This is a genomic window from Sphingomonas hankyongi (assembly GCF_023516575.1).
Classification (GTDB): Bacteria; Pseudomonadota; Alphaproteobacteria; order Sphingomonadales; family Sphingomonadaceae; genus Sphingomicrobium; species Sphingomicrobium hankyongi.
In genome coordinates, this window is record NZ_JAMGBE010000002.1 from 314,082 (window position 1) to 337,069 (window position 22,988).

A 22,988-nucleotide genomic window follows, 5' to 3' on the forward strand; every position below is an offset into this window, starting at 1 on the left:
AGCGGCAGCTACGAACATGGGCTGACTCAGAGGTCTTTTTCGCCAGCCAAATCAACGCTATCGTCGTCCCGCATATCTCGGGGCAATATATTATGCGTGTTTTCGCGACGGCGATCGCCTGTTGTCTTGCATTGTCATCAACGACCCCCGCCGTTGCGGGCGGGTCGAAGGTCTCATCTCCACTTCAGCTGGCCAAAGAGGCTGAAAAGCTGAAGGCTGGCGAGTGGGTGTGGGCGGCGAACATCGCCCCGCAAGGACCGATCCTGGTCTATGTCGATCTCGGCCGGCAGCGCGCGACCGTTTATCGTAACGGCGTTCGCATCGGTGTTACAACCATATCCTCCGGCAAGGACGGTTTTGAAACGCCGACCGGCGTGTTCACGATCCTGGAGAAGGACGAAGACCACCGCTCGCGCACCTACGACGACGCGTCGATGCCCTACACACTTCGGCTGACCTGGAAGGGCGTCGCAATGCATGCGGGCAACCTGCCCGGTTTCCCCGCCAGCCACGGCTGCGTGCGCCTTCCGATGGAATTCGCAAAATTGCTGTTCGCCAACATGCCGATGGGCGGCACGGTCGTGATCGCCGGCGGCCACGAAGATCCCGTCAAGCGGCCGCCGGCGGGCGTGCTGGCGCCCGTACTCGCTGGCGTCACGCCTGCGCCAGCGGCGCTTTTGACCGAGGCTGGCGAGTTCACGTGGAATCCCGATGCCGCGCCGTCGGGCCCCGTCTCCATCATCATCTCCACCGGCGATCAGCAGGTGGTCGTGCTTCGTAACGGGGTCGAGATCGGCCGCGCCCATGCGCAGGTCCAGCAATCATCGACTCAGGCGCAGGTCATGACCCTATCGGGCGGGAAGCGGCCGGAATGGATCCAGGTCGGCGTTTCCGACCTGACCGGAGAGCCCGCCGAGATCATCAGCACCGAGCGTGTCGACGACATGCATTTGCCCGTAGAATTCGTGAAAGGGATGCGCTCCGTAATGTTGCCCGGCACAACGGTGCTGGTCACGCAGGCCAGCGTGAACAAGAGCTCGACGGGAGTTGAGGCGACCGTCCTCGAAGCGGAACAGGGCGGTGCGAAAACGGACTGACGGCTAGGGGGCTGGCTTCGCCGCTATCTTACCCGCCTTCTGCTCGGCGATGTAGCGCCGCATCTCTTGCTCAAGCACCGGGAGCGGCACGGCTCCCATGGCAAGGATTGCGTCGTGGAAGCTGCGCTGGTCGAACTTCTCGCCGAGCTGCGCCTCGGCTTCGGACCGCAGCCGACGGATCGTCATCTCGCCAAGCTTGTAGGCGAGCGCCTGGCCCGGCCAGCTTATGTAGCGATCGACCTCGATCTCGACGTCATGCTGCGACAGCGCTGTATGGTCGGTGAGATAGGCAATCGCCTTGTCGCGGCTCCAGCCGTAGCGGTGGATGCCGGTATCGATTACGAGCCGCGCAGCGCGCCACATCTCGAAGCTGAGCGCCCCGAAGCGCTCATAGGGCGTGCGGTAGATCCCCATCTGATAGCCGAGCCATTCCGAATAGAGGCCCCAGCCCTCGCCGTAGCCCGAGAAATAGATGTTGCGCCGGAATGAGGGCAGCGCCTTGCGCTCCTCGGACAGCGCCGCCTGGAAGCTATGGCCAGGCGCGCATTCGTGCAGGGTAAGGGCCGGAATTTGATAGAGCGGCCGCGTTGGCAGATTGTATGTGTTCATCTGGCAGCTCTCGAGGCCGCCACGGCCGGATGTGTAGAAGGGCGCAAGCGCATCAGGCACGGGGATGATCGTGAACCGGCGACGGGGCAGCAGCCCGAACGTCTCCCCAAGCTTCCCGTCGACGCGCTTCGCAACATAGGAGGAGACGCCCAGAAGCTCGTCCGGCGTCTTCGCGTAAAATTGCGGGTCGGTCCGCAGGAACTTCAGGAACTCCTCGAAGGTGCCTTTGAAACCGGCGTCCGCCATCGTCTGGCGCATCGCGGCCTCGATGCGCGTTACCTCCTTCAAGCCTAGCTGGTGGATTTCTTCCGGTGGCAGGTCGACGGTCGTGAACTTGCGGATCTGCGCGCGATAATAGGCATGTCCGTTGGGCAAATCGTGCGCGGAGATCGTCGGTCGCGCGCCGCGGAGATAATCGTTGCGATAAAAGTTCAGGAGCTCGTTGTAAGCCGGCACCACGGTTCCCGTGATGACCTGCCGCGCCTGCTGGCGCAGTGCAGCCTTTTCCGCTTCCGGAATCTGGCCGGGCATATCCTTGAACGCGCCGTAGAACGGATTCTTCTCGACATCCTGCTCAGTGAAGGAAGCGATCGAAGCGTCGCGGCCTTCGAGCGTTGCGCGAGGCACCGTGAAGCCGCGCTTAAGGCCGGCGCGCATGTTGACGATCTGCTCGCGGAAATAGCGAGGAATGTCCGCCATCCGGGCGAGGTAGCGGCGATACTCCTCGGCGCTCTGAAGTCGGTCCCGCTCGTTCAGATAGGTCCAGAACGAGCTGTCGCTGTTGAAGGGCATTTCGTAATCGCGGAACTCGAGATCAGCGATGTCCGCCTCGATGATCGTGCGAAGCACCGACTGGTTGACGCGTTCGTCCGCCGACAATTGCGCGGAGGGAATGGCGCTCAACTGCGACAATAATCGGCGTTCGTATTGCAGCCGCCGCTGCTGCGCGGCCACATCGACATGGGCCAGATAATCTGTCGGCTTGGTCTCGCCGTTCGCGTCCTCGAAATAGCCATATTCCTTGGCGACCCAGGCGGAATAGCCCGTGTAGAGCTGCTGTAGCTGCCGGTCGGCGGCGCTGGCCACAGCCACCGTCGGCGAAGCGGTCTGGGCCGCCGCGGGTGCGACTGCGACGGTGGAAAGACAGGCGGCGATCAGGACGCGAGAAAGCTTGCTCATCCGGTCAGCAGACCGGCACTCGCCAGACTCGTCAAGCGATCATGTGGGACGAGCAGGCTTGAAGTGCGCGGGCATGCGTGCTTCCAGCCGGTTTCCGCATTCGGACCGCCCATATTCGATTTGCCTGGCCCACGCCCGAAGCAGCCTCAAACCAGCGCCGCCTCCGCGGCTTGGTATTGCTTGCTCCGTCTCTCCCGCCGAGGGATCGAACGGCTTTGCGGAATCCCTGAGAACAAGGACGACGTCCCCGCCCTGAAGCGCGAGCTCCAAGATCACCTCGTCGTCGGGACCGAGGCCGCCATGTTCGTACAGGTTGGTGACGAGTTCCTCGACCACAACGGCGAGCTTCGAGACATCGCTCTCTTCGATACGCCCTTGTTCGCCGAACTGGCGCGCCGCCAGCGTGGCATCGTGAATCGGGGTCTGCCCTGATAGACAAAGACGTAACGGAGCCGGAATTGATTCGCGCGTCCCCACCCGCTGCCATATGGCATGGTCGGGGAACGGGTGGGAGACGCGCAATGGTTCGCAGTTCGCTTTTCCTTATTTCACTGGCCGCGTTGATTTCATCGCCGGCCGCTGCCGAGATCGGCAGGATCAAATCCAGCGTAGGTTCGGCATCAATCGAGCGGGGATCGAACCACATCCCAGCTGCTATCGGGCAAGAGCTGATGCCGGGCGATTGGCTGGTCACCGGCAAGGATGGGCGAATGAGCCTGACCTTCGTCGACAACACGCGCTTCGCGGTCGGCCCGAACAGCCGCATCGCGCTCAGCAAGTTCGAATATGACAAGACGAAGCAGAACGGCTCGTTCGTGACCAAGGTCGAGCGCGGATCGCTCGCCGTCGTGTCGGGGAGGATCGCAAAGTCCGGCCGCGACGCGATGCAAGTCAGCACGCCCGAATCCCTCCTGGGCGTTCGCGGCACGCGCTTCATCGTCGAGGTGCGGCCGTGAACGGGCGCGTCGTCGCGCTGTTGGCGCTATTCGGGCTCGCCGCGTGCGCGCACTCGTCGATGGTCCTGTTGCCTGACGAGAACGGCGGCCACGGCCAGGTCGCCATCCTGAAACCTGACGGGACCGGCGAGACGCTCGTCAGCGAGGCGAACAGCCGCGCGACGCTCAGTGCAACGCCTGCCATCCATCCGTTGGGATCAAAGGGCCTGAAGCCGACGGAAGCGGCGCTGCTTGCATCGCTTCCCCCGCCGCCGAAGAGCTTCACGCTCTATTTCCTCGAGGGCACGACGGAGATGACCGAGAAATCGGCACCTTTGCTGGATGAGATCAAGGCAGAGATTGCGGGTCGTCCGGGCGCCGAGGTGCAAGTCACAGGCCATACCGATACGGTCGGCAGCGACGCGGACAATGACGCGCTTTCCCAGAAGCGGGCAGAGGAGATCATGAGCTTGCTCGCGAGCAAGGGATTCGACCGCACGATCATGAGCGCGGTCGGACGCGGGGAGCGCGAGCTGCAAGTCCCGACAGACGATAATGTCAGCAGCCCGGTGAACCGCCGCGTGGAGGTGATCGTCCGCTAACGCTCGGCATTCTGGCCGAGATAGCGCAGCACCATGACCGTGAGGTCGTCGGTTGGTTCGATTCCGCCCTCGAACGTCCGGACGGCGTCACGCAAGCCTTCGCACAGAGCGGTGGCGCTCTGAGTTCGCGATGCGGTTTCGAGCAGCAGGCGATCGCGGCCGTAGAGTGCGCCCGCCGCATCCTGCGCTTCGGTGATTCCGTCCGTCACGAGCAGGAGGGCGTCGCCCGGCGAGAGCTTCAGGGTCTCAACGGGATAGGGATATTCGACCAAGCCTAACGGCGGGCCGCCATCGAGGCGGTGACTGCGCGCCTCGCCGCTGATTTCCACCGTGATTGGGTCCTCGTGACCGGCGCAGACCAAGGACAGGCCTCCATCGCGGAGGTCCAGCACGCCTATGATCATCGTGACGCTAAGCGCTTCGGCGCCGCCGCGTAGCAACTCCTCGTTGACGCTCGCCACTGCGGCGCCGAGATCCCGGTTCTCACGGTTCAAAACGAACGACGTCAGCGCCTTGGACATGGCCATGAAAAGCGCTGCGGGCACGCCCTTCCCAGTAACATCGCCCACCAGAAATCCGATGCGGTCATCGTCGAGACGCGCGAGATCATATAAATCGCCCCCGACAGACCGCGCCGGCTCGAGCAAGGCATCGGCATCGAGCCGCGGATCGGCAGCAGCCAACTTCGAGCGGGGCGGCACCATGCTCATCTGAATCTTCCGCGCTGCCTGCAGCTCGCCTTCGGTCTTCGCCGCCGCCATCTGTTCCTGAAGGAGCGCGTTGCGCAGCCGCTCCCGCTCGCGCCGGGAGTCGGCGAACAGGCCGACGACAACGCCCGCAAGGGCGGCACCGCCGATTTCGAGCGGACGAACTGCATCGACCAGCAGCGAGAGCCGATCGAAAGCGAGCCAGCTGGCGATGGGGACTGCGACGAACGCCGCAGTCAAGGCGAGCCTGGGCCATCGTCCCGTCCACGCGACGGCCAGGGCTGCTAGGGCCAGAAGCGCTCCACCAAGCCATTCCGCCGCCGCGGCCCATGTCGGTCTCGACAGCCAGCCCCCGTTGAGGATCGTGTCGATCGCTTCCGCCTGCACGACAACGCCGAAATTCTCCGAGGCGAGGGGCGTGGCGACGATGTCGGACGTGCCTTCAGCGGCGAGGCCGACGAGTACGATCTTGTCCCGAAAATAATCGGTCGGAAGGGTATGGCCCAGGACTTGCCGCGCGGAGACGATATTCGCGTGCGGAAATTCGCCAAAGCGGAAGTGCATCCTTCCCCGTGGGTCGATCGGAATTCGCCGACCTGACAGCTCTACCGCTTGGGACGAAACGCGGATGGTTTCCGCGTCTAGGCTTAGCCGAGCGAGCTCGAGTGCCAGCCCCGGCATTGTTCGACCTACCACGCTTCCGATCAGCGGAACGGACCGAACGACGCCATCCGCATCCGGCTGTCCATTCACGAGCCCATGTCCCAGCGCCGTGTCCTCCAACTCCGGAATGGCGGTGATCGCCGCCGGCCAATGGTCGGTCCCTTTCGGAGGCGTGCCCTCAAACTGCGCGTCGACAACGAGCAGGCGCGGATCGGTAACGCCTTTCGACGCGCCGGCGCGCGCGATCACAACCGGCGATTGGCCGATGACCTGTCCGAAGAGCTGGTCCATCGACGGCAATCCGACGACTTCGCTTGCGGCTTCCGGCGTGAGCTCCGGGTACATTTTGGCGAACAGCTCCGGTTTCGCGCGATCCGGCTCGGGGAAGAGCACGTCGAAGCCGATGACCTTCGGGCCCTGGCGGTTAATGTCCTCGGTCAGGCGGCCGAGATAGTAGCGCGACCAGGGCCACGGCCCCACGGCAGAAAGGCTCTCGCCGTCGATCAGGACGACGCGCACCTTCGGCGCCGCGCTGTCGCGCGGGCTCAGGCGCTGCCAGCCATCGAAAAGCGCCTGGCGTGTCTGCTCGCCGGTCGCCATCGAAACCAGGAGTGCGATGAAAAGCGCCGCGAGCCACGTCGGCCAGACGTTGCCGCGACGCCGGAGTCTAAAGAAGGATTTCGAGCCCGTCATAGGCGCACAGCACGTCGAGCGGAAATCCTCCGCGCGTCAGCTTCTCATAGCGGATGCTGTCCTCGTGCATGCGCTGAATGGCTTCATCGTCGTGGAACGGATCGTGATGGAACAAGGCAAGACGCCTGGCGCCCGCCTCGCGGCACAGGTCGATCGCGACGAGGTTGCTGGAATGACCGCGATCCTCTTTTGCCATATTGCTCGCCGCGAGCGAGTACATGGTGTCGCAGATGACGAGGTCGGCTTCGCGGAAGAAAGCCGTGAAAGCATCTTCGCGGGCCATGTCGTCGATCCGATGCTCGCTGTCGGTGCTGTAGACCACGCTTCGGCCAGCGGCATCGCCGAAACGATAACCGAAGCTTCCATGAGGATGGTCCTGCTGCATCGCGGTGACGCGCAGGCCATCGACTTCGATTTCCTCGCCCGGCCTGACGGCGACGAAGCTGATCGTCGCGGCCATGGCCTCGAAGGGCACGGCCGAGAAAATCTCGTCCTGTTGGCGCCTCAATGCATCTTCGGCGTCCGGATGGCAGGAATGGATGATGATTGTCGAAGCGTCGTCCTGGGCGGGCAGGAACGACGGGAATCCCATGATGTGGTCCCAATGCATGTGCGACAGGAAGACATTGAACTTCGCAGGCCGGCCGCGCCGGCACAGCCCCATCGCCTCGCGGCCGAATTGCTGGAGCCCGCTCCCCATGTCGCAGACGAAGAAGGCGTCGTCGCCGCTTTCGATCTCAACGCAGCTGGTGGCCCCGCCATAGGTCGCGGTCGCCGCGAAATCGAGTTCCTCGTCGATAAACCGCGCCGCATCTTCGAAGCTGGCGATCGAAGCGCCGCGAGCGACCACCAGCGCGTTGGCGATCTTGGCTCTAACCTCCCGCGCGGTCGAGGCCACGGGCACGACCCCTCGGGTTCCCCAGAACCGAACCAGCAACGGGTCGGCCGTCAAGCGCCGCCACCCTCGGCAAAGGGGACGGTCTCATCGACCGCGAACAACCGATCGTAGCGGCTGATCGCAAGTATCTCGCGCATGATGTCGTTGGGGGCCGCGAGCCTGACGGAAACCCCGGCCCCGACGCCTTCCTGCTTGGCCACGGTCAGGGCGCGAAGCCCGCGCGAGGACATATATTCGATCCCCGAGAGATCTATGATCATAGTGGGGCGAGACTGGCTCGCAGCTTCCTCGACGCCCCTGCTGAGGTGGGCGCCGAATTTTTCCCATGTAGCTTCGTCGACCCGCCCAACGGGCGCGACGATCACTGCTTCAGGCGACAGGCCGTAAGTGACCTCCACGATCGCCGCTCCCGCTGCGTAGGGACCGGATGATATGTTGATGGCCAATCGCCTTGCAAATCAGCAGTAACCCGTGGAGATCGAGTGCCCGCATTCACAGCTGTAATGGGGTAAGGGCGGCTGGTGGAGCTGAGGGGAATCGAACCCCTGACCTCTGCAGTGCGATTGCAGCGCTCTCCCATCTGAGCTACAGCCCCGCGCCCCAGCCGGGCGTGGGTCCGAGGTGCCTCGAACCCTGAGAGAGCGGCTCCCCTAGCCGCGATTTTTGGCTCACGCAATCGCCTGCCCCGCCTTCATTTCGTTCTGCCGAATTCAGCCTGAAAAGCGGGCACCAGGGAGGAACGGCGGTTCCCGGCCATTCGTTTTCCCCACCAGTTTCCGAGCCGGCATTCCGCCGGCCCTTTTTGGCACCCTGGAGGAAGAGACATGGCATACGACCGTTACGATACGCGGAACGACCCGCGTGGTGACCGCTCGCGATGGCGCGAAGAGCGAGACGAAGGTCGCACCTGGGGCGGCCGCGATCAGGCGAACGAGGACCGCGGCTTCTTCGAACGCGCGGGCGACGAGATCGCCTCCTGGTTCGGCGACGACGAGGCGGAACGCCGCCGTCGCGACGACCGCATTCGTGACGAGCATGAACAAGGCTGGGGCCGCCGCAATCGCGAGAATGAGCGCGGCAGGTTCTCCGCCAGCGACCGGGACGAAGGGCGCGGCCGTTTCTGGAGCGATAGGAGCTGGGGCAGCGGCGATTACGATCGCGATAGCGACACCCGCAGCCGGGGCGGCTTCAGCCAGAGCGGACGCGGCTGGCGCGACGTCGATGAGGACCGTCCCCGTCAGCGCGAAATGTGGGGATCGTCGGACCGGGACGAAGGTCGCTTCGGCGGCCGCCGGAGCGGCGGTTATCGGCCCGTGACTGGCGACTATGGACGAAGCGGCGAATATCCGCATTCCGAGCAATTCTTCGCGGCGAGCGGCGTGCCGCGCGGCGGCTTTGGCCGGCACGGCAATGACCGCTTCGAACGCGAGCCGTCTCGGACACCCTACAAGGGCCAGGATCAATATGGCCGCGACGATTACCAGCGGACGAGCTTCGCCGGGTCCCAGGGCCGCGAGTCACGCGATTTCGACCCGCATTACAGCTCATGGCGGAACCGGCACATGAGCGAGCTCGACCGCGACTACGACGACTATCGGCGCGAGAACCAGTCGCGGTTCGAGGACGACTTCGGCAACTGGCGGCAGCGGCGGCAGGCGAAGCGTGGTCTGCTCGGCACCATCCGCGAGCATATGGAGGTCGTCGGCAGCGACGACGAGCATGTCGGTACCGTCGATCGCATTGCCGGGGATCGGGTAATCCTGGCCAAGTCGGATCCCGAGAGCGGCGGCGCGCACCACTCGCTGAGCTGCTCCAACGTCGACCGCGTCGAGGACAACCGCGTTATTCTGGACTGCAAGGCCGACGAAGCGAGGCGGCAGTGGCGCGACGAACATCGGTCTCGCGCGTTGTTCGAGCGAGAGGACCAGGGCGAAATGGGCCCGCGGATTCTCGATCGGAGTTTCGAAGGCACCTACCGCGACTGACGTTCGGTAGCTGATCAGCCTCTGCGTGACGGAGGCATTCTAGGCCCGGCGGCGCCGTCCCCTTCGCTGCCGGGCCTTTTCTGTGCTGCTCGACAGACGTATGCGCGCCGCCAGGAGGAACTTTATGGCGCGCGCCTGGCATCTGATGAACCGCCCGCAGGGGCTTCCCACCGACGAAGATTTCGCTCTCAAGGACGTCGACCTGCCGCCGGTGGGCGAAGGCATGCTGCGCGTCCGCAACCAATGGCTTTCCGTCGACCCCTACATGCGCGGCCGCATGAACGACGTGAAAAGCTACGTCCCCCCCTTCCAGCTCGGCCAGCCGATGGACGGCGGAGCGATCGGCGAAGTCATCGAGAGCAAGGCGGACGGCTTCGCCGCCGGCGATCTCGTCCAACATATGGCCGGCTGGCGCGATGAGGCCGTCATCGATGCGCGAACCGCGAACAAGCTGCCCAATCTCGGCGCCGCTCCCGAGTTGTTCCTCGGCGTCCTCGGCGTAACGGGCCTAACTGCCTATTTCGGATTGCTCGACGCTGCGTCGGCGAAGGAGGGCGACATCGTCTTCGTGTCGGCGGCCGCGGGTGCAGTGGGCTCGGTCGTCGTTCAGATCGCCAAGGCCAAAGGCATGACCGTGATCGGGTCGGCGGGCGGTCCCGACAAATGCGACTTCGTGCGATCGCTCGGAGCGGACAAGGTCGTCGACTACAAGGCCGGGCCGATCCTGAAGGGCCTCGCCGCGGCTGCCCCCGATGGGATCGACGTCTATTTTGACAATGTCGGCGGGGACCACCTCGATGCGGCATTCGCGCTCGCCAGGCAAAATGCCCGTTTCGCCATCTGCGGAATGATCGAGGGTTATAACGACCCCACACCGCCCAGCTTCCGCTTCATCATGCGCACGATCGCCATGCGCATCCGGCTGAAGGGTTTCATCGTGTTCGATTACTTCCCGCGGATGGCGGAATTCTACGGCGAAATGGGCCCCTGGGTTGCGAACGGAACCGTCAAATCGCGCGAGACGGTCGTCGATGGGCTCGAAGCGGCGCCCGACGCCTTCCGCGGCTTGTTCAGCGGCGCCAACACCGGGAAGATGCTGATCCGGCTCTAGAAGCGGCAGAGCGCGGGGTCGCCGCCCTGCAGGCCGCGACGAAGCGCTTCCATCCGCTGGGCCGACGTCCCGTGCGTGAAGCTTTCGGGAACGACCGTGCCCTGCGCCTTCCGCTGGAGGGTATCGTCGCCGATCGCCTCGGCGGCGCGCATGCCTTCCTCGACGTCCCCGGGCTCAAGGATCTTGCCCTGCGCGTCGCGTGCGTTGGCCGCCCACACGCCCGCATAGCAGTCTGCCTGCAGCTCGACCTTTACCTGAATGGCGTTGCCCTGCGCCTCACCCGCGCCAGCCTGCGCATTGTGCGCCTGGTCGAGCGTGCCCTCCAGGTCCTGGATGTGATGGCCGACTTCGTGCGCGACGACATAAGCCATGGCGAAGTCGCCGGGCGCTCCGAAACGCTGGGACAGCTCATTGAAGAAATCGGGGTCGATGTAGATGCTCTTGTCGTTGGGGCAGTAGAACGGGCCCATGACGGCCTGGCCGAAGCCGCATGCCGTTTGCGTGCCGCCGGAATAGGCGACCATCTTGGTCGGCGTGTAGCGCTCGCCGCTCTTCTGGAAGATCTCGCCCCAGGTCTCTTCGGTGGACCCGAGCACCCGCGTCAGGAAGTCGCGCATGTTGGGGTCGAGCGTGGACCGGCCTGCCTGGCTGCTCGTGCTCGGGCCGCCCGGAAGCAGCCCGCCGCCTCCCCCGCCCAGCTGGGTCAGCGCGCAATAGCCGAGGAGCAGGATGACCACCCCGACGATGCCGAAACGGCTGAGCACGAACGGCAGCAGGCAGCCGAGCATGTTGCCGCCGCCACCCCCGAAGCCGAGACCTCCGCCTTGTCCGGTCCGGTCTTCGAAATTCCCGCTTGGACCCTCGCCGCCTAGCCGCATCTTCATCCTCCGTTGCAGGGCCGTAATGCGCGACTGTCCCACCCGGTTGCAAATCGTTGGTCAGGCGGCGACTAGCGCCTCAAGGAGACAAGATGATTCTTGACGGCAAGACGGCCCTGGTGACGGGCTCGACTTCGGGCATCGGCCTGGCGATCGCCCAGGCGCTGGCGACCGAGGGCGCCAAATTGATGATCAATGGCTTCGGACCGGAAGACGAGATCGCGAGCATCTGCGACGAGCTCGGCGCCGTCCACGACGGCGCGGACATGTCCGACCCGGATGCGATCGAGCGCATGGTCGCACGCTGCGGCAAAGAGCTGGGCGGTCCGGACATCCTCGTCAACAATGCCGGAATCCAGCACGTTTCTCCCGTCGAGGAATTCCCGCCGGAAAAGTGGGATGCAATTATCGCGATCAACCTGTCCGCCGTGTTCCACACCACGCGTCACGCGCTTCCAGGAATGAAGCGGAAAGGCTGGGGGCGGATCATCAACACGGCTTCTGCTCACAGCCTCATCGCCTCCCCCAACAAATCGGCCTACGTCGCCGCCAAGCACGGGGTCGCGGGTTTCACCAAGACGCTGGCCCTCGAAGCCGCGCGGGATGGGGTGACCGCCAATTGCATCTCGCCGGGTTACGTCTGGACCCCCCTTGTGGAGAATCAGATTCCCGACACGATGAAAGCCCGGAACATGACCCGGGAGCAGGTCATGAACGACGTCCTGCTCGCAGCACAGCCGACCAAGCAGTTCGTCACTCCGGAGCAGGTTGCGGCCCTGGCGGTCTTCCTCTGCCGCGACGAAGCGGCGTCGATAACCGGCGCGAACCTCAGCATGGACGGAGGCTGGACGGCAGCCTAGGCTCGCTCGCATGCGATTGGGACTTCTCCTAGGCGTAGCATTTGCCGTGACCGGATGCAGCACGATCGCTCAGCCGACGCGGATGATCGCGCAGCACACCAACGACTGGCGGCAGGTTGCAACCGAAGGCGATAGGCTGCGACTGCGAAATTGGCGGCGCACGTTCGTGGAAGCCATCGCCGCCGCAAACAGCAAAGGGCATTCGGGCGAGATCGCTCGTGAAGGCGCGCTGCTGGACCCCGATGCGGCGCTCGGCGGTGGGCCAATCCCCAACGGCGAGTATCGCTGCCGCACCATCAAGGTCGGCGCGAAGACCGAAGGCATGCTCGACTATGTCAGCTATCCAGCTTTTACTTGCCGCGTCAGTGCTGCCGGGCAGCTTCAGAAGCTTCGCAAGCTGGACGGGTCGCAGCGCCAGGTCGGGCTACTTTTTGGCGGTGACATGTTGCGGCAAATTTTCCTCGGGACCATGGCGCTCGGCGACGAGCTGGGCGCGCTTCAATATGGATTGGATGAAACGCGCGACGTTGCGGGCTATGTCGAGCGTATCGGAAACAAGCGCTGGCGCCTGGTGATGCCGCAACCGCATTACGAGTCCCAGCTTGACGTGATGGAGCTGGTGCCGGCTACTTAGAGGGGGGTTAGTGCAAACGTTCATGTTCCTGGCTGGATTGGCCTTGGCGGCTCCAGCCCAATCAGCCACGCTCCAAAGCGCCATCAGCGGCGACATGCCGCAGCTCATGACGCTCTACCGCGACCTGCACGCGAACCCCGAGCTGTCGATGCAGGAATATCGGACTCCGGCCAAGCTGGCGCCGGAGATGCGCAAGCTCGGCTTCACGGTGACGGAGAAGGTCGGCAAGACCGGTCTCGTCGCCGTCATGCGCAACGGCCCCGGCCCCGTGCTCATGTTGCGTGCAGACATGGACGCGCTGCCGGTAAGGGAGCAGACGGGCCTGCCCTTCGCTTCGAAGGCCGTCGGCAAGCTTCCCGACGGCACCGAAACGCCGGTCATGCATGCTTGCGGGCACGACACGCACATTGCGTCATGGCTGGGGACGGCACGCCGCCTAGTGGCAATGAAGGATCAGTGGTCCGGCACGCTGATGATGATCCTTCAGTCCGGCGAGGAAACCGGAGAGGGCGCAAGGGCCATGCTCGCCGAGGGCCTTTACACACGCTTTCCGAAGCCCGGCTACGTTCTCGCCTTCCACGATTCCGCAATCCTTCCCGCGGGCAACATCGGCCTGACGCCAGGATACACGACCGCAAGCGTCGATAATGTCGACATCATCGTGAACGGCGTCGGCGGGCACGGTGCGACGCCTCAAGCGACGAAGGACCCGATCGTGCTCGCCTCACGAATCGTCCTTGCGCTGCAGACCCTCGTCAGCCGGGAGAAGAATCCGCTCGATCCTGCGGTCGTCACCGTCGGCAGCTTCAATTCCGGAAACAAGCACAACGTCATCCCTGACGAAGCGAAGCTTCAGCTTACGGTCCGGACCTACAAGCCGGAGGTACGCAAGCTGCTGCTGGACGGCATTGGACGGATCGCGCGAGGCGAAGCCATCGCCGCGGGCGTGCCGGACGACAAGATGCCGATCGTCACCATTCGTGAAGAGCAGCACACGCCCGCGACTTTCAATTCCGAAAAGCTGTCCAACCACGAGCTCGACTTGTTCCGGGAGCATTTCGGAGCGGACCGAACCTCGATCCTGCCACCGCTAATGGTCGGTGAGGATGTGGGCCGATACTGGCTGGACGATGCATCCGTTCAGGGAACTCTATTCTGGGTAGGCGGCGTGCCGAAGGCAAAGTGGGACGCCGTGAACGGTGATCCGAGCAAGTTGCCGTCGCTGCACAGCCCTTTCTGGGCGCCCGACGCGGAAACGGTCATCTCGACCGCGACCGAGGCTATGACCCTGGCCGCGCTGGACATCCTCAAGAGGAGCTAGGCCGGCACGGTCTCTGCGCTGGCCTCGTCCATGCGAGCGAGCTGCGCCGGACTCAATTTGAACTGAAATGCGGCGAGCTGCTCATCGAGCTGTCGCAGGCTCGTTGCGCTCGCAAGCGCCGAGACGATGCCCGGCTGAGCGATGGTCCATGCGAGCGCAATCGTGGCCAACGCCGCGCCCGTCTCCGCCGATATGGCGTCCATCGCTTCGAGCACGCGCATCCCGCGACCTTCGAGATATTCGATGTTGCGAAGTCCTCTCGGACTTTTGTCGAGATCCTCGCGATTGCGGTACTTGCCAGTGAGAAAGCCGTTGGCGAGCCCATAAAAAGGAACAATGCCAAGGCCATTCTCGAGCGCCGCGTCCCGGAGCGGCCCTTCCAGCTTCCCGCGCTCGACGAGATTGTACCAGGTCTGGAGCGCGCAAGGCTTCGTAAGACCTTCGGACGCTGCGGTTTCCATCGCCTCGTTCAGCCGCTCCGGAGTGTATTGCGACAGGCCGAGCGCGCGAATCTTCCCGGCCTTCACCAGCGCGTCCATCGCTCCCAGGCTTTCCGCCAACGGCACCTGGGCATCGTCCTTGTGATGGTAGTAAAGGTCGATGCAATCGAGCCCGAGCCGCCCAAGCGACGCATCGCAGGCCGCCGTGATCTTCTCAGGCGCAAGACCCTCAAAGAAGCCGACCTTCGTGGCGATGACAATTTTGTCGCGCTTGCCCGGATCGGCGCGCAGCCAATTGCCGATGACGGTCTCGCTCTCGCCGCCTTTGTTGCCGGGGACCCAGGCCGAATAAACGTCGGCAGTATCGATCATCGTTCCGCCGGCGTCGACGAACGCATCGAGGATCGCGAAGCTCGTCGGTTGATCAGCAGTCCAGCCGAAGACATTGCCGCCGAGGGCCAGCGGAGCAACCTCGATCCCGCTGTCACCGATCGCGCGTTTCTCGATCATCTGAAGCCTCCGTCTGTCGCGAACCTGCTGCGCTGAATGCGGGGTCCGCGCAAGCGTTCACCACTTATTTGTAAAATTTAGCGACACCTGTCCCATGTCGGTGGAATTGACAGGGGCAATAGCGTGCAGGAGCTGATCCTGTTCTGGAGCTATGCAGCGGCGGCCTGCGCATTCGCGTCGGTCGTCTTGTGGCGCGCGCGGTTCCGCACCGACCGCTCCGAGAAGCTGCTCGTGGCGTCGTGCGCGGCGACTGCGGTCTGGGCACTCGTCGCGGCGGTGTTCGGCCGCGCCGATCCGATGACGATGACCTTCGGCACCCTGCGCAACCTCGCCTGGGTCATGCTCCTCTACGACATGGCCGGCGGAATGCGGGGCCAGAGCCTGACCGGGGTCCGGCTGGTCTTTGGCGCCGTTGCGCTTTCGATCGGGCTCCATCTCGTGTTGAGCACGATCGCCCTCATCGTGCCGCTGTCGCCGGCCCAGTTCGACGACGTGTTGTCGACCGGGAGCCTGCTTCGCATCACGACCTCTGCTGGCGCGCTGATCCTGGTGCACAATGTATACGGTCAGGCGGCGCCGGAGAGCCGAGTCAGCATTCGCGGACCGATGCTCGGATTGACCCTCATGTGGGGCTACGACCTCAACCTCGCGACCCTGGCCTATCTCCAGGGAACGAATTCGTCCGCGGTCGAGGACCTTTTCGCGCTCCGCGGCGCGTTCATGGCCGTCACTGCACCGTTGTTCGCCTGGACCGGCGGGCTGAGGCGGACGCTCAAGATCAAGCTGTCGCGCGCAGCGACCTTTCAATCGCTGTCGCTCGTGGCCGTGGGCGGATACCTCGCACTCATGGCTGTGCTCGCCGGGGCGCTGCGGCACACAGAATGGAACTGGGGCAGCGCAGGCACGGCGGCCCTGCTGCTCGTGCTTATTGCCGGCGCCGTCATCCTGCCGCTTTCCGAATGGTCGCGCGGCTGGGTCAAGGTGAAGCTCGCCAAGCACCTCTTCGAGCATCGTTACGACTATCGAACGGAATGGCTTCAGTTCACTGCGACGCTCGGCCGCGCGGAGCCGGATGCGCCGCCGCTGGGCGACCGCCTCATCAAGGCTTTGGCGGACATCGTCGACGCGCCGGGCGGAGTGCTGCTTGTCAGCGATTCCGGCGTGATTTCGACTGCAGCTTCGTGGAATTGGCCGAAAGGAAGTCCGGCGCCGCTGCACGACGCCGGCGAATTCTGGTCGAGGCTCGAGGCATGCCGCCGCGTGATCGAGTTTGACGGATTGCGGAACGGCTGGGCAAGCCCGCAAGATCGCGCACTTCCCGTTCCGCAGCAGCTCGTTGCCGACGACCGCGCGTGGGCTGGCATCCCGCTGGTCCACCACGACCGGCTGATCGGCATCGTCCTGCTCGCAACGCCGGATTACAAGCGGGCGCTCGACTGGGAGGATTTCGACCTTCTTCGCGCCGCGGGCCGCCATGCGGCGAGCGCGCTGGCCGAGTCCCATGTGCAGCAGGCGCTGGCCAACGCGCAGCGTTTCGAGGAATTCAACCGCCGCTTCGCCTTCATCCTTCACGACGTGAAGAACCTGGTGAGCCAGCTATCCCTGGTGACCCGCAATGCGGAGCGTCACGCCGACAATCCCGAGTTTCGCGCCGACATGGTGCAAACGCTGAAATCTTCCGTCGGCAAGATGAACGACCTGCTCGCGCGGCTGTCGCCCAAATCGACGTCGCGGGTTCAGCGCCTCGAACCGCAGCCGCTTCGCCCGATCCTCGCGGCGGCGATTGCCGCCAAGCGAGGGGACCATGACGTGAAGCTGCTCGGCGATGCCGGCATCAGCGCCGTCGCGGACAGTGCGGCGCTGGAGCAGGCCGTCGGCCATTTGCTCCAGAATGCCGTCGAAGCCTGCTCGCCGACGCTACCGGTGACGGTGCGCGTTTCGTCGCGCGGCGATGACGTCTCGATCGCGATTGCGGACCAGGGAACAGGGATGGATTCGGATTTCGTTCGCGATCGGCTGTTCCAGCCCTTCTCCTCTTCCAAGCCGGGCGGATTTGGCATCGGCGCCTTCGAGGCGCGGTCGCTAATCGCAGCGATGGGCGGCCAGATCAGCGTCGACAGCAATCCGGGTCGCGGAACGACCTTCACCATTCTCCTGCCCGCCGCTCCGGCGGAACAGCAATCCGAACCTGAACGGAAACGCGCATGAGCGACAAAGACCTTCCCGTGCTCCTGGTCGTCGAAGATGACGAGGGCCTGCAGCGTCAGCTCAAATGGGCCTACGAGGGCTATCAGGTGGTATGCGCCGGCGACCGAGCATCGGCCATCGAGGCCCTGCGCGCCCATGAGCCCGCAGTTGTCACGCTCGACCTTGGCCTTCCGCCCGATCCCGACGGGACGTCCGAAGGTCTCGCCGCGCTTGAAGAGATCCTTCGGCTCAAGCCGGACACGAAGGTCATAGTCGCCACGGGCCACGGGGCTCGCGAAAGCGCGCTCAAGGCGATCGGTCTCGGCGCCTACGATTTCTACCGCAAACCGATCGACATCGACGAACTTGGCCTCATCGTCGCCCGCGCCTTCCACCTGCACGAAATCGAGGTCGAGAACCGCCGTCTCGAAGCCGGCGACGAAACGACCGTGCTCGGCTCCATCGTCAGCGCGGCGCCCGAGATGCTGAAGGTCGCGCGCACCATCGAGCGCGTTTCCAGCGCCGACGTCTCGGTCATGCTGCTCGGCGCCAGCGGGACGGGCAAGGAGCTGCTTGCCCGCGCCGTCCACGAGCAGAGTGGCCGCAAGGGCGCCTTCGTCGCGATCAACTGCGCTGCGATCCCTGAGAACCTGCTCGAGGCGGAACTGTTCGGCTACGAACGCGGCGCATTCACTGGCGCGGTCAAGTCCAACGTCGGCAAGATCGAGCTCGCCGAAGGCGGCACCTTGTTCCTCGACGAAGTCGGCGACATCCCCCTGCCCCTCCAGGTGAAGCTGTTGCGCTTCCTGCAGGAGCGCGTGATCGAGCGTATCGGCGGGCGCCAGCCGATTGCCGTCGACACCCGCATCGTTTGCGCGACGCATCAGGACCTGGAAGCGATGATTGCGAATGGCCTGTTCCGGGAGGACCTCTATTATCGGCTGGCCGAAATCGTGGTGAAGATCCCATCGCTCGCGGAGCGCGCAGGCGATTCCGTGCTGCTCGCCCGGCACTTCCTCAACCGCTTTAGCCGCGACTTGAACCCGAGCGTGCGCGGCCTGTCCACCGACGCACTCGCAGCGATCGACGCTTATGCTTGGCCGGGCAACGTCCGGGAGCTGGAGAACCGGCTGAAACGCGCCGTCATCATGGCCGACGGACGCACCGTCACCGCCGCCGATCTCGACCTGCCCGGACGCAGCACCGACGAGAACGTTCCGATCAACTTGCGCGCCGCGCGAGAAGTCGCCGACCGCCGCGCAATCCGCCAGGCGATGAGCCGCACGGACAACAATATCTCGGGCGCCGCCAAGCTGCTCGGGATCAGCAGGCCAACGCTGTACGACCTCCTGAAGCAATATCAGCTGAGCAACTGATACAGCAGTTATCCACAGCGTTCAGACTCGTTAACGAGTTGAAATGATTGCCTGACCCTTACCTTTGGGTAACTGTTAAACTCCCGTTAACCGCAATATTCCCGCCGACCGGCACAAGCCTGGCGAGCGGGGTCGCAGGGACAGCGCGCACGCCGTTGCGGGAGTAAACGCTATGGCCGATTATAACGTCAAAGGGTTCGACGACGACGGCACGGATCACAGCAACGATTTTACATCGACCGACGAAGGCTGGTTCCGACCCTCGTATTTCACGGGCGCGACCTTTCCCTTCTATCTGAAGCACTACAATTTCGATGAGTCGCAGGAGATCGGCGCGACCGGCACCGGACTCTTCAATCCGTTCCTCAACATGAACGGCGGCAGTACGCTGCTCGGCTTCAACACCAACGAGGACATCAAGAAGCCCTATACTGACGCCGGCCTTACGATCTCGGATCCGAACACCGACGCAATCCAGCTCGGCGATATTCCAATCGTCTACAAGGATCTCGACGGAAACGGGTCGCTCGAAGGCTATTACGTCATCAATCTCGACATCAACGAGAACGTAAACAAGGACGTCTCGTTGGAGGAGCTGCAGCTCTTCACTTCGGCTAACCCCGCAGTGCTTTCGCAATATCATTCCGGGGGCGGCACCGCATTCCTCCCGGCCGACGGGTTCACGCTTCGCTTCGACCTCGATGCAAATACGAACAACAAGCTGCTTCTGGAGGATGACGGCGCCGGCCAGGGCAAGCTCGACTATACCTTCTATTTCCCGGTCAGCATGTTCTCGGGATCGTCACCCACCGACTACCTCACACTATTCTCCCAATTCGGACCGGAGCCGCCCGATGACGCCGGCTTTGCCGAATGGAACGTGCTGACTGCCGCCAAGATCGAGGGCACCAAGTTCAACGACGTGAACGGCGACGGCACTCGCGACGTCAACGGCATCGATAACATCCTCGGGAATGGCGACGACGAAGTCCCGCTCGCCGGCTTCACGATGTACATCGACCTCAATGGCAACAACAAGCTCGACGTCGGCGAGCAGACGGCGCTGACGGATGCCAACGGCCACTTCACATTCTACAGCCTGCTTCCGAATACGAGCTACACGGTCCGCGAGGTCCTCACGGCCGCGGACGTCGGTGTTGGCCTCAACTTCTCGGATTACGATCCGCCGGCCGGAGCGTGGGAGCAGACCACGGATCCGCTGAACGACGGCGATCAGATTGTGAACGTCACGACGGGCACCGCCACCATGCTCGTCGGTAACCACGTGAAGGTCCCGAACTTCACGATCGACAAGTCGATCGTGTCCGTCGTTGGTGGGGTCGAGCTTCAGGGCGGCGATCCGAACACGACGGCGGACAATGCCGTCAACAGTGCCGGCGACCAGATCAACTACCGGATCACGATCGTGAACACCGGTGAACTGGCACTAGCGCTGACGAGCATTTCGGATGCGCTCGAGGGCGTCGGCGTCACCGTCAATGCGGACAGCTTCACGGAATCCGGCACCAACAACAACATTCTCGACATCGGCGAAACCTGGACCTGGAACTGGACGGAAACCGTCAGCCAGACCGAGCTCGACGCACTGTGTGCCGATGACGAGACGATCACCAACACAGTCACCGCTACGTTCAATTATAACGGCACGGACATCGGTCCCAAGAGCGACACGGTCAACACGTCCGTGGTGTGCAGCCCCGACTTCACGGCGGTCAAATCGATCGTCTCTGTGGAGGGCGGCGTAGAGCTTCTCGGCGGCGATCCCTCGACGACTGCGGACGACGCGGTCAACAGCGCCGGCGACAAGATCAACTACCGCCTCACGATCGTGAACACCGGCAACGTCACGCTCGACGGCGAGACGATCACCGACACGTTCGAGGGCGCGGCAAGCGGGCTGACGGCGGCGGACTTCACCGAGACCGGCGGCAATGCCGCCCTGAACGGTAACGGCCAGCTCGATGTCGGCGAGACGTGGACCTACAACTTCACCGAGACCGTCACCCAGACCGAGCTCGATGCGCTGTGCGCGGACGACGAGACGATCACGAATACGCTTGCGGCGAGCTTCGTGTTCGACGGTGAGACGCTCGGGCCCAAGGGCAACACGGTCAACACGTCCGTCGTGTGCAGTCCCGACTTCACGGCGGTCAAATCAATCGTCTCTGTGGAGGGCGGCGTCGAGCTTCTCGGCGGCGATCCCTCGACGACCGCGGACGACGCGGTCAACAGCGCCGGCGACAAGATCAACTACCGCCTCACGATCGTGAACACCGGCAACGTCACGCTCGACGGCGAGACGATCACCGACACGCTCGAGGGCACGGGTAGTGGACTGACGGCGGCGGACTTCACCGAGACCGGCGGCAATGCCGCCCTGAACGGCAACGGGCAGCTCGATGTCGGCGAGACGTGGACCTACAACTTCACCGAGACCGTCACCCAGACCGAGCTCGATGCACTGTGCGCGGACGACGAGACGATCACGAACACGCTGGCGGCGAGCTTCGTGTTCGACGGCGAAACGCTCGGGCCCAAGGGCAACACGGTCAACACGTCCGTGGTGTGCAGCCCCGACTTCACGGCGGTCAAATCGATCGTCTCGGTGGAGGGCGGCGTCGAGCTCCTCGGCGGCGATCCGCTGACGACTGCGGACGACGCGGTCGACAGCGTGGGCGACAAGATCAACTATCGCATCACGATCGTGAACACCGGCAACGTCACGCTCGACGGCGAGACAATCACCGACACGCTCGAGGGCACGGGTAGTGGACTGACGGCGGCGGACTTCACCGAGACGGGCGGCACCGGGACCAACGGCGACGGCATTCTCGATGTCGGCGAGACCTGGACCTACAACTTCACCGAGACGGTTACCCAGGACGTGATCGATGAAGCGTGCGCAGACGACGAGAAGATCACCAACACGCTGGCGGCGAGCTTCGTGTTCGACGGCGAAACGGTCGGCCCCAAGGGCAACTCGGTCGACACCGCGGTCGTTTGCGCCCCATCGGTCGAGCTGATCAAATATGTCGACGTCGGCTTCGGCTGGGACGACGCGAACACCGGGCCTGGACCGAACAACGTCAACGTCGGCGGCGACGTGAATTTCAAGATCACCGTCGAAAACACCGGGCCGGTCACGCTGACGGACGTCGACATCACCGACACCTACCACTCGGGTGGCGCATCAGGCCCCGCCAACCTTCTGGTAGATGACGGCGTGCTGACTGCCTATGCGATCGCGCATAATGCAGTCCTTACGGGTGACGACAACGACGGCGATGCCGGCAATGGTCTCGTCGCGGATGGGATCCTCCAGGTGGGCGAAACCTGGACGATCACCTACACCGAGGCGTTCGATCCGCTGTCAGTATCTCCGGGATCGCACCTCAACACTGCCGATGTGAACACCGCTGAGGGCGCGACGGACGAAGATTCGGCCTACTATTTCAGCCTGGTCGACACCGGCCTGTGCCCACGCACACCCGGCTTCTGGCAGAACATGAAGAATGGCGGCCAGTTCTGGGACCAGCAGGGTGGTGAGAAGCATGCCGGCCAGGATGGCTTCCCGGACGGTGACCTGCTGTACAAGGTCGACAGCGACGGCAACGGCGTGGTCAATAGCAGCGACAGCAATGTCTGGGGCTTGCTGATCGGCGATTACAACAAGAACGGCATCGCAGATAACCTTGGCCTCGACGGCATCGCCGGTACCGGCGACGATTTCCAGGAAGACGTGCTGTACGTCAGCTATGCCGATGCCCGTCAGCTGATCAACGCGTCGAACAAGCAACTCAACGGCCAAAGCGGCGACGGAAAGTTCATGCTTGGTCGCGACATGGTCGCGTCCTGGCTGAACTACCTGCAAGGCTCCGGCTTCGGGGATCCGGCCGATGCCAGCGATACGCACAGTCCCGCGCATTATCTGAACGACGCGATCGACTGGATGCAGATCTACTCCGGAACCAACAGCGGCGGCACGACCGAGACGTGGGACAAGTTCAAGCTAAGCACCGCCGTGATCAAGACGAGCGACCCGAAGTGGAACACAATCCAGTCCGGCTTCGATCACAGCGCGTCCCAGATGCATTCCGCGCTCGATTACTACAACAATACCGGCCAGACGGAGCCGGGCGGAACGCATTATGCAAACTGCTGCACGAACGAGTTCATTACAGCGCTCGGCATTTATGAGACGGCGCACGGCTGAGCCTCGACTTTGAGAGAAAGGGCCGGGAGCGTTCGACGCTCCCGGCCTTTTTTTTGCCCAGAATCCTCT

18 protein-coding genes and 1 tRNA gene are annotated in these 22,988 nt (G+C 63.7%); 11 read left to right on the forward strand and 8 right to left on the reverse strand.

Annotation, left to right across the window (positions count from 1 at the left end):
* The first annotated feature begins 92 nt into the window (after window positions 1-92).
* A complete protein-coding gene (locus LZ538_RS06270) occupies window positions 93-1,097 on the forward strand; it encodes a L,D-transpeptidase family protein (RefSeq protein WP_249831147.1) in 1,005 nt (334 codons plus the stop codon).
* Between the two features lie 3 nt (window positions 1,098-1,100).
* Here the strand turns inward: LZ538_RS06270 and LZ538_RS06275 are convergent, their stop codons facing one another.
* Entirely contained in the window at window positions 1,101-2,885 is a 1,785-nt protein-coding gene (locus LZ538_RS06275; protein WP_249831148.1) for a DUF885 domain-containing protein, read from the reverse strand.
* 39 nt (window positions 2,886-2,924) lie between these two features.
* Entirely contained in the window at window positions 2,925-3,362 is a 438-nt protein-coding gene (locus LZ538_RS13415; protein ID WP_430741955.1) for an ATP-binding protein, read from the reverse strand.
* 44 nt (window positions 3,363-3,406) lie between these two features.
* On the opposite strand from LZ538_RS13415, the gene LZ538_RS06285 reads away from it, so the two are divergent.
* Window positions 3,407-3,841 (forward strand): FecR family protein, encoded by a 435-nt coding sequence (locus LZ538_RS06285; protein ID WP_249831150.1) that lies wholly within the window; start codon window positions 3,407-3,409, stop codon window positions 3,839-3,841.
* Entirely contained in the window at window positions 3,838-4,422 is a 585-nt protein-coding gene (locus LZ538_RS06290) for an OmpA family protein (protein ID WP_249831151.1), read from the forward strand. The genes LZ538_RS06285 and LZ538_RS06290 overlap by 4 nt, the downstream gene beginning before the upstream one ends.
* On the opposite strand, the gene LZ538_RS06295 is transcribed toward LZ538_RS06290, so the two are convergent.
* The 4 genes from LZ538_RS06295 to LZ538_RS06310 form a co-directional block, all read right to left on the reverse strand.
* On the reverse strand, window positions 4,419-6,485 hold the full coding sequence (locus tag LZ538_RS06295; protein ID WP_249831152.1) for a CHASE2 domain-containing protein: 2,067 nt from the start codon (window positions 6,483-6,485) through the stop codon (window positions 4,419-4,421). The genes LZ538_RS06290 and LZ538_RS06295 overlap by 4 nt on opposite strands.
* Window positions 6,460-7,437: an MBL fold metallo-hydrolase gene (locus LZ538_RS06300; RefSeq protein WP_249831153.1), complete on the reverse strand. Its 978-nt coding sequence runs from the start codon at window positions 7,435-7,437 to the stop codon at window positions 6,460-6,462. The genes LZ538_RS06295 and LZ538_RS06300 overlap by 26 nt, the downstream gene beginning before the upstream one ends.
* The gene (locus LZ538_RS06305) at window positions 7,434-7,829 is read right to left on the reverse strand and encodes an STAS domain-containing protein (RefSeq protein ID WP_249831154.1); all 396 of its coding nucleotides are present in this window, start codon (window positions 7,827-7,829) and stop codon (window positions 7,434-7,436) included. Before LZ538_RS06305 ends, LZ538_RS06300 begins: the two co-directional genes overlap by 4 nt.
* A 73-nt stretch (window positions 7,830-7,902) precedes the next feature.
* Window positions 7,903-7,978: transfer RNA gene (locus LZ538_RS06310), tRNA-Ala, on the reverse strand.
* Between the two features lie 229 nt (window positions 7,979-8,207).
* Between LZ538_RS06310 and LZ538_RS06315 the strand changes: the two genes are divergently transcribed.
* Both LZ538_RS06315 and LZ538_RS06320 read left to right on the forward strand, forming a co-directional pair.
* Complete coding sequence (locus LZ538_RS06315; protein ID WP_249831155.1) at window positions 8,208-9,368, forward strand: DUF2171 domain-containing protein; 1,161 nt, start codon at window positions 8,208-8,210, stop codon at window positions 9,366-9,368.
* Window positions 9,369-9,492: 124 nt separating this feature from the next.
* Window positions 9,493-10,479 carry an NADP-dependent oxidoreductase gene (locus LZ538_RS06320; protein WP_249831156.1) on the forward strand — a complete coding sequence of 329 codons (987 nt, stop codon included), beginning with the start codon at window positions 9,493-9,495 and terminating at the stop codon, window positions 10,477-10,479.
* Here the strand turns inward: LZ538_RS06320 and ypfJ are convergent.
* Window positions 10,476-11,357, reverse strand: coding sequence for a KPN_02809 family neutral zinc metallopeptidase (gene ypfJ, locus LZ538_RS06325; RefSeq protein WP_249831579.1), 882 nt, complete (start codon window positions 11,355-11,357; stop codon window positions 10,476-10,478). The genes LZ538_RS06320 and ypfJ overlap by 4 nt on opposite strands.
* Window positions 11,358-11,449: 92 nt before the next feature.
* On the opposite strand from ypfJ, the gene LZ538_RS06330 reads away from it, so the two are divergent.
* From LZ538_RS06330 to LZ538_RS06340, 3 genes are read left to right on the forward strand one after another with little or no spacing between them, the layout of a single operon-like run.
* Entirely contained in the window at window positions 11,450-12,217 is a 768-nt protein-coding gene (locus LZ538_RS06330; protein WP_249831157.1) for a 3-hydroxybutyrate dehydrogenase, read from the forward strand.
* Between the two features lie 46 nt (window positions 12,218-12,263).
* Entirely contained in the window at window positions 12,264-12,851 is a 588-nt protein-coding gene (locus tag LZ538_RS06335) for a DUF4893 domain-containing protein (RefSeq protein WP_249831158.1), read from the forward strand.
* Window positions 12,852-12,873: 22 nt separating this feature from the next.
* Complete coding sequence (locus LZ538_RS06340; protein WP_249831580.1) at window positions 12,874-14,172, forward strand: amidohydrolase; 1,299 nt, start codon at window positions 12,874-12,876, stop codon at window positions 14,170-14,172.
* On the opposite strand, the gene LZ538_RS06345 is transcribed toward LZ538_RS06340, so the two are convergent.
* Window positions 14,169-15,122, reverse strand: coding sequence for an aldo/keto reductase (locus tag LZ538_RS06345; protein ID WP_249831159.1), 954 nt, complete (start codon window positions 15,120-15,122; stop codon window positions 14,169-14,171). The two genes, LZ538_RS06340 and LZ538_RS06345, sit on opposite strands and share 4 nt — an antisense overlap.
* A 123-nt stretch (window positions 15,123-15,245) precedes the next feature.
* Here LZ538_RS06345 and prsK point away from each other — a divergent pair, with 123 nt between their 5' ends.
* The 3 genes from prsK to LZ538_RS06360 all read left to right on the forward strand — a co-directional run bounded on the left by prsK (window position 15,246) and on the right by LZ538_RS06360 (window position 22,919).
* The gene (gene prsK, locus LZ538_RS06350) at window positions 15,246-17,330 is read left to right on the forward strand and encodes an XrtA/PEP-CTERM system histidine kinase PrsK (protein ID WP_249831160.1); all 2,085 of its coding nucleotides are present in this window, start codon (window positions 15,246-15,248) and stop codon (window positions 17,328-17,330) included.
* Complete coding sequence (prsR, locus tag LZ538_RS06355) at window positions 17,327-18,685, forward strand: PEP-CTERM-box response regulator transcription factor (RefSeq protein WP_249831161.1); 1,359 nt, start codon at window positions 17,327-17,329, stop codon at window positions 18,683-18,685. Before prsK ends, prsR begins: the two co-directional genes overlap by 4 nt.
* Before the next feature lie 172 nt (window positions 18,686-18,857).
* Entirely contained in the window at window positions 18,858-22,919 is a 4,062-nt protein-coding gene (locus tag LZ538_RS06360; RefSeq protein ID WP_249831162.1) for a DUF11 domain-containing protein, read from the forward strand.
* Window positions 22,920-22,988 lie beyond the last annotated feature (69 nt).

What these genes read in the sequence shown, in the direction of transcription:
- LZ538_RS06330 (WP_249831157.1), top strand. Translation starts at nt 11,450, where the DNA reads ATGATTCTTGACGGCAAGACGGCCCTGGTGACGGGCTCGACTTCGGGC.
- LZ538_RS06315 (WP_249831155.1), top strand. Translation starts at nt 8,208, where the DNA reads ATGGCATACGACCGTTACGATACGCGGAACGACCCGCGTGGTGACCGC.
- LZ538_RS06360 (WP_249831162.1), top strand. Translation starts at nt 18,858, where the DNA reads ATGGCCGATTATAACGTCAAAGGGTTCGACGACGACGGCACGGATCAC.
- LZ538_RS06295 (WP_249831152.1), bottom strand. Translation starts at nt 6,485, where the DNA reads ATGACGGGCTCGAAATCCTTCTTTAGACTCCGGCGTCGCGGCAACGTC.
- LZ538_RS06285 (WP_249831150.1), top strand. Translation starts at nt 3,407, where the DNA reads ATGGTTCGCAGTTCGCTTTTCCTTATTTCACTGGCCGCGTTGATTTCA.
- prsR (WP_249831161.1), top strand. Translation starts at nt 17,327, where the DNA reads ATGAGCGACAAAGACCTTCCCGTGCTCCTGGTCGTCGAAGATGACGAG.
- LZ538_RS06275 (WP_249831148.1), bottom strand. Translation starts at nt 2,885, where the DNA reads ATGAGCAAGCTTTCTCGCGTCCTGATCGCCGCCTGTCTTTCCACCGTC.
- LZ538_RS06345 (WP_249831159.1), bottom strand. Translation starts at nt 15,122, where the DNA reads ATGATCGAGAAACGCGCGATCGGTGACAGCGGGATCGAGGTTGCTCCG.
- ypfJ (WP_249831579.1), bottom strand. Translation starts at nt 11,357, where the DNA reads ATGCGGCTAGGCGGCGAGGGTCCAAGCGGGAATTTCGAAGACCGGACC.
- LZ538_RS06270 (WP_249831147.1), top strand. Translation starts at nt 93, where the DNA reads ATGCGTGTTTTCGCGACGGCGATCGCCTGTTGTCTTGCATTGTCATCA.
- LZ538_RS06340 (WP_249831580.1), top strand. Translation starts at nt 12,874, where the DNA reads ATGTTCCTGGCTGGATTGGCCTTGGCGGCTCCAGCCCAATCAGCCACG.
- LZ538_RS06320 (WP_249831156.1), top strand. Translation starts at nt 9,493, where the DNA reads ATGGCGCGCGCCTGGCATCTGATGAACCGCCCGCAGGGGCTTCCCACC.